The 7,083-nt window shown below is 41.8% G+C and carries 4 protein-coding genes; all 4 read left to right on the top strand.

The genetic code is table 11. From position 1 onward, the window contains the following. The first annotated feature begins 238 nt into the window (after positions 1-238). Positions 239-1,060: a hypothetical protein gene (locus ACYUCY_RS18165; RefSeq protein WP_460227957.1), complete on the top strand. Its 822-nt coding sequence runs from the start codon at positions 239-241 to the stop codon at positions 1,058-1,060. A 319-nt stretch (positions 1,061-1,379) separates the two neighbouring features. Continuing rightward, complete coding sequence (locus ACYUCY_RS18160; protein WP_460227956.1) at positions 1,380-2,894, top strand: DUF6531 domain-containing protein; 1,515 nt, start codon at positions 1,380-1,382, stop codon at positions 2,892-2,894. A gap of 291 nt (positions 2,895-3,185) precedes the next feature. Then, positions 3,186-6,581 (top strand): SPRY domain-containing protein, encoded by a 3,396-nt coding sequence (locus ACYUCY_RS18155; RefSeq protein ID WP_460227955.1) that lies wholly within the window; start codon positions 3,186-3,188, stop codon positions 6,579-6,581. A gap of 67 nt (positions 6,582-6,648) precedes the next feature. Next, a partial coding sequence (locus ACYUCY_RS18150) for an RHS repeat domain-containing protein (RefSeq protein WP_460227954.1) occupies positions 6,649-7,083 on the top strand: 435 nt, incomplete at its 3' end.

Below are 7,083 nucleotides of genomic sequence, written 5' to 3'. Positions count from 1 at the left end.
GTCATTAAATCGCGATGGAGTTGGTGATTTCGATCAGGATGGCTTGAGTGATGCACAGGAACACCTCTCAGATAAAAATCCCGTTAGTCGAATTGATGGCATTAAGCCGATACCTGCTCACTTTAAATATCCAATCATGGGTCAAGAATTATTATATTGATTTGAATCGCGATTCTTAGCCTAGGCCCCAATTATTTAACGTTATCTTTAATTTTTGAAAATGAATTCAGAGGGAATCATGAAACTAAAAAATATAATCTACATCGTTTGTTTCTTTATATTGCCATTCCAAATTGCCGTGAACGCCGATGTTACTGCCAGCGGGAATGTCGTCGTTTATAACGCAGTTCTTGGTAGTGCCAATCCAGCCTTGAACGAAAGTTGGAGTTGGTTTCAATTAAGTGGCGTAGATTCTTTGAGTACTTGCCCAAGCGGAGATAAAGGCGCAGGTGATTTAGTTTATATTGCCTTACCCGAGAGCGAAAAACTTGCGACAACCTTATTGCTCAGTGCCTATGGCGGTGGCTTAGAACTGGTTGCAGAAGTCGATGATACAAATCTTTTTCAGGGTTATTGCCGCCTATCGCAATTAGCTTTAGCACCCATTGCGGTTATCTCTAGTGGTGGAACAGGTGGTGGTTCAGGTGGGGCACATCAGTATTGGCGAATCAATGGTATTCAGCTAGGAGCTTCGTTGTTAGAAATTTCAGAAATTGAATTGTCGTTGGCAGATAACAGCAGTTTAAATTCCTTAGCAACAATCACTTTTTCTTCTGGCAACGCTGCGCCTTTACATGATAATAACGTCAACTCTAACTACTGGTGGGAAGCCAGTGTAGTTACGGCACCAGGCTTTTATATGCAGTGGGATTTTGGCGCAACTCCGCAGGCTGTTTCTAAAGTACGGCAAGCTGGCTTCGACAATGCGACGCGATATATTCAAGGGTTTAGTTTGCAGTACTCAGACGATGGTATTAACTGGACGACCCAAGGTGCTCAATCGGGATTGATCTACCCAGGCAACCACACCTATTCAGAATACTATGATGTAAGCCAGTAAAACCTGTTCGAAAAAGCGGTGTTGAAAACTCACCGCTTTTTTATCTACGAGCACAACAAAAATCAATTTAGAAAATTAAATCTACTGACGGTTATTAATGAGACGCCATGATAGCAACTATGTTTAGCTGACTGCGTACCTTATTAGACTTTGATCTAGCGCATTTAGGCAAGCCTTAGTGTTTGGCTTTGAGCTACCATTCCTCAGAATGGGGGAAGGATCCAGTGAAAAATATTTGTTCACCTTATTAAGATTAACAAATTTAGGTGCCGCGAATAAAAGCATATTAAATTTTTAAGAGTTTTATTTTGGAGTAATTATGGATAGCCCTTGGAAATCGACTTTAATTGTTTTAGCTATATGTGTTTTTATAAGCGCAAATACCTTTTCTGAAAATCGTTACTTTCAGGCGAGAGGAAATATTAACCAAACGTTTTACTCACTGAATGATGCTTGCGAAGCGATCGCGGCAAGTAGTGCAATTCAGAGGCGTGTGGGCAATACATACCCGTACGAGTATGTAACTGTTTATTGGGAGAATGTTTTTTATCTGCCAGCCTACGACATGCTAACAATTCACTTTTGCTATGGCGACCAAGTCTACCTCGATCATGGCATATCAAACATTGGTTTTAAGATTTACGGGTATGTGGCGTCGTATGAATGCGGTTCTGGTCCAGAGCCATTCTTGGCTGGTGGCTGCAAAAAAAGCTTAAATACAGGGCCCACACCTAATAATACCTGTAGGCCAATTAATATTGCTACCGGTAATAAATACTTCAATCAGATTGAGGGGCATACCGGTATATCCTTCGCGAGACATTATAATTCTGTAACCGGATTATGGGATTTTAGCTACAACCAAGAGTTAATATTTGACATTGATTCCGTGGTTTACTTTAAAGACAACGGGAAGCAAATAAGATTTTTAATAGACGGTGATAATTTTATTCCACCTTCGCAAAGTCACGAAAGCTTAACATTTGACGGATCTGTCTATACCCTAACATTTGCCGATAATCGCTATGAAACTTATAGTGAAACGGGCCGACTATTGTCGATCGCTGACAACTACGGTGAGTTGATTGGTATAAGTTACATAGCAAATCAAATAGTTGTTTCTCAAAACGACAAATCTTTAACGCTGACAAAAAATACCGATGGAAGTTTTGCTTCCGCTGAGTTTTCAGATGGAATTGTGATTAACTATGAGTACATAACTATTGGTGGGGTATCGGTATTGTCAACCGTGACTTACTCAGATGATTCAACTCGACAGTATTTATACGAAGATACAAATTTTCCCACCTACATTACCGGGATTATTGACGAGAACGGCAACCGTATTTCTTCTGTCATTTACGATACGCAAGGCCGCGCTATAAGCAGTGAAAAAGGACCGTTAAATTCTGGTGTCGAGAGAACACAAGTTCAATACAATGTCGATGGGTCTCGCACCTTAACCAATGATTTAGGTAAACAAAGCACCTATCAATTGACTCAAATTAATGACGAATACAAGATCACACAAGTCGAAGGTCATCAATCGGCAAACTGCATTGCCGCAATCCAAAACTACACGTATTACCCATCGGGTCTTTTAGAAACCAAAACTGACTGGGAAGGTAACACGACTTCATATCAATACAACGCACGTAACCTAGAAATTTCTCGTGCCGAAGCAGTTGGTACGCCACAAGAGCGCACAATAACGACGGAATGGCACCCAACATTTAATTTACGTACAAAAATTATAGAGCCTGGTAAGGAAACAATTTTTACCTATGATGCGGGAGGGCGCTTATTGTCGCAAACGAGCGATGCTTTACCTTGACAATAAATGAGAACCTCATGGGTAGAATAAAAAAATCGACACAAAAATTTATTCAAATTTCAACAATTCAACCGAGGTCTCCCATATGGACGTGAATCGGAATATAACATGGTTAGATTACGAGGCCGCCGCTGGTCGATTAAGTTGAGCTGTGGCGGTCGAAGGTGTTTTTATTGGGTCCTGCTGAGCAGGACTGCCCAGATAAAAATTTATTGATTATGTAAATATAGTTTTATTGCGATTTATCTTATGTATTCTCGAACTACAATAATGTTTATGGATAATGTATTTATGATTTGTAGAACATCTTTTGGAAATACTAGATATAAAAATTTTACTTTGAGAAAAAACCGATCGGTAAGCCTTGCTCGCTTGCATTTGGTTTTGTTGATCAGTGTGGTTTATGCGGTAACAATTGATGTTAGCGCCGAAGTAAAAGCGAAGCCACAAACTTTAGAATGGCAGTATTATCATGTTCGATGTAATTCTTGGCAGGGTCCGTTCCCAGATGAACAAAAAGCATTTGAGGAGGGTGCAAAAATGTATTACGGAGGCTGTGGGCAGGATCAACGAATAACAAATTATGGTACTTGGGGTTCAGCCGGAGTGTGTGGTCCAGGCTCTTCTTTTCCCAAATGGCCATCGGATTTTCAATATGGGATAGAAGTTAGAAATTTAAGAGGCGTAACGGTTGAATATTGTCAAAACCCCAGTAACGGCGATTGGTCTAGTGATGGATTCGTTATTAAGCGGGAGCGCACAGCTGATTGCCCTGGGAATTTAGCGAATAATAATCAAGAGTGTTCAGCTTTGTTGGTGCCCGAAAAAGATTTTGCGCAATCTTGTGAAGTAAATTCTATCTCGATTGAGCTAGGCAATAAAACCGAAACTGTGGTGGATTACGCTGGTTCACAGAATTTAATATTGAGTCGTACCTATAATTCCGTTAAGGGCGAGTGGCTTTTTAACTTCGAAACTTCGGTGCAGCAAGGCGGTAATGGTGCGGTTTTTGTTTCCCGCGCAAATGGGGAATCGCTCGTTTTTACTGAAAGCAATGGAGTTTACACCGGTTACGCGGATTCCAGTACGATACTTCGTCGGCTCGACGACAACGGCATCTTGCTCGGCTGGGAATTGCAGGAGGAAAACGCTAATACCCTTACTTATGATGCCGAGGGAAGATTGGCCCGCGTGGTTTATAAATCTGGCGACGAACAATTTTTATCCTACGACGAAATTGGCCAACTCGCAGTTATTGAAAGTAATCGTGACGGCGATATTTCATTCACTTGGTCTTACGGTAAAGTCGTGAACGTTGAGGTTCCTGGCAATATTAACTACCAGTATTCATACGATACAAATGATAACCTAATTGCTCGAACGGAATCCGAAAACAACGTTGAACTAGCGTCGGTCATTTATCATTATGAAAATACCTCATTCCCGAATGCACTTACTGGTATTACCGACGAAAACGGCGTGCGATTTGCGACATGGACATACGATGTTCAAGGGCGCGCGAATTCTTCACAGCGAAGTGGTGGTGTTGAAAACGTTACTATCGATTACGCGAACCTCGAGCATTCCACAGATCCACGGGTTGTGGTGACCAGCGAATTAGGCAAACAAACAACCTATCATTTTCAAATTATTGCTGGTGAAAGAAAAAAGGTACTTGTTGAAGGCCATCAGTCTTCGGGATGCGAAGCGGCAAACAAAAACTATAGTTATTACCCGACAGGATTGTTGAAAACCAAAACAGATTGGGAGGGGAATACCACTTTTTATCACTATAACGAGCGAGGGTTGGAATCCGCTCGTATCGAGGGACACGGTTCAACACTGGCGCGTTTAATTTTGACAGAATGGCATCCGCAATATAATTTGCGGACCAAAATAATTGAACCCAACAGAGAAACTATTTATACCTACGACCTTCAGGGGCGACAATTAAGCATGGTAGTTAACCATGCGGCACCATTTGATCCCAACTTGGATTACAACACAGTTGATAGCGATGAAGATGGCCTTGCTGACCTTTGGGAGCAGAATTATTTTGGTTCATTGCAATATTCAGGTACTGCGGACTTCGATAATGACGGAGTAACTAACTGGCAAGAGTTCGAATTGAGTTTAAATCCAACAGATGGCAATCAAGACTCAGATGATGACAATTTATCTGATGCATGGGAAATTCAATTTTTTGAAGATTTATCGCACATTGGCACCGAAGATTTTGATGGCGATGGCGTTTCGAATTATGACGAGTTAATTGCCGGTACAGATCCTACGCAAAATTCATACGTTAATTTTTTAGACTCTGATCGAATGGTTAATGGATTACAACTTACCGATAACAATACGACCTTGTCGGGAGCGAACTTAGCGAACTCTCAACGTTTAGCTTATGCCAAAGGTGCTTTAGCTCCAGGTAAAAAATATTATTGGGAGGTGAGCCCAACATCAACCGATGTAATTGTTGGAATAGGCAGTGACGATCTTTTAGTTGAGCAAGGTAACTTCGCGGGAAAAACTCCCAATAGTTATGGTTGGTGGACTAATAATGGCGCACTCTACAACAATGGCCAATCCGGAGTGACAATTGGTCACGGCAATAATGACCGACTAATGATTGCGTTTGATCCCGATACAGGAAAATTATGGTTTGGTTTAAACGGCGTGTGGCAAGGTGATCCCGCGTTAGGTGCGGGGGCACATTTTTCGGATCTGGTTGGGTTGTTTTACCCGGTTGTTTCTATAAGCATGCATGGACAAGCGACAATGCATTTTTCTTCGACAGAATGGTTGTATTCAGCGCCGCAAGGTTTTGTGTTAACTGAATTGCATGATGTTGACGAAGACGGTTTACATGACAACTGGGAGCACGAATATTTTGGCAATTTAATACAAGCACCTGAGGGCGATTTTGATGCTGATGGTTTGAGTAATCAGGAGGAATTTGAGTTAGATCTAAACCCAACAGATGGTAATTCTGATTCAGATGCAGATAACTTATCTGATGTTTGGGAAATTCAATTTTTTGAAGACTTATCACATGTTGGTACCGAAGATTTTGATGGTGATGGCGTTTCAAATTATGACGAATTCGTCGCCGGTACTGATCCTACGGAAAACCTTCAAAGGAATTATTTGGATGTTGCGCGAATGGTTAATGGATTACAACTTACCGATAACAATACGACCTTGTCGGGAGCGAACTTAGCGAACTCTCAACGTTTAGTTTATGCCAAAGGCGCTTTAGCTCCGGGTAAAAAATATTATTGGGAGGTGAGCCCAACATCAACCGATGTTATTGCAGGATTAGGCAGTGATGATTTGATAGTGACGCAAGGTAACTACCCCGGTAAGACTGCAAATAGTTATGGTTGGTGGACCAATAATGGCGCACTCTACAACAATGGCCAATCCGGAGTGACAATTGGTCATGGCAATAATGACCGGCTAATGATTGCGTTTGATCCAGATACAGGGAAATTATGGTTTGGCTTAAACGGCGTGTGGCAGGGCGATCCTTCTGCCGGGACTGGAGCGCATTTTTCAAATTTAACTGGTTTGTTTTACCCGGTGGTATCAATAAGTATGTATGGCCAGGCGACGGTACATTTTCAAACGAATGAATTGTTGTATACACCGCCACAAGGATTCGTTTTATCCGAAATCGAATAAATACAATTCTTAGTTATCTATTTTTTGTAACGACATTATTTATCTACTCAGCTTAGGGATAGTCAATATGGAAAGCAGTAGCACCTTAAAAAAATATACGAGTTTTGCCAGCGCATCGCTACTTACGATTGGTCTCGCTAGTATTTCATTCAATACCGTCGCCCAACAATCTTGGTCCTACACCTACCACAGCAACGGCCAGATCGAAACCGCGGACGGCCCGCGAACCGATGTCAATGACATCACTACTATGGCCTACGACAGCAATGGCAACGTGAGTAGCGTCACCAATGCATTGGGTCATGTGCAGCAATACACAGCCTATGATGCCAGCGGTCGTGTACTACAAATGATTGATGCAAACGGTATTGTCAGTGATTTTACTTACACGACACGCGGTTGGTTAAACACTGCAACCTTGCGCGCACCGGTTGGCAGTAACGGTAGCGATAAACTCCTACAGTACGGCTACGATGCCGTAGGACAATTGACATCGATGACA

Source organism: Aurantivibrio infirmus (assembly GCF_054767315.1).
Note: the sequence above shows the minus strand (reverse complement) of the source record. Positions and strands in the feature narration are given on the sequence as shown.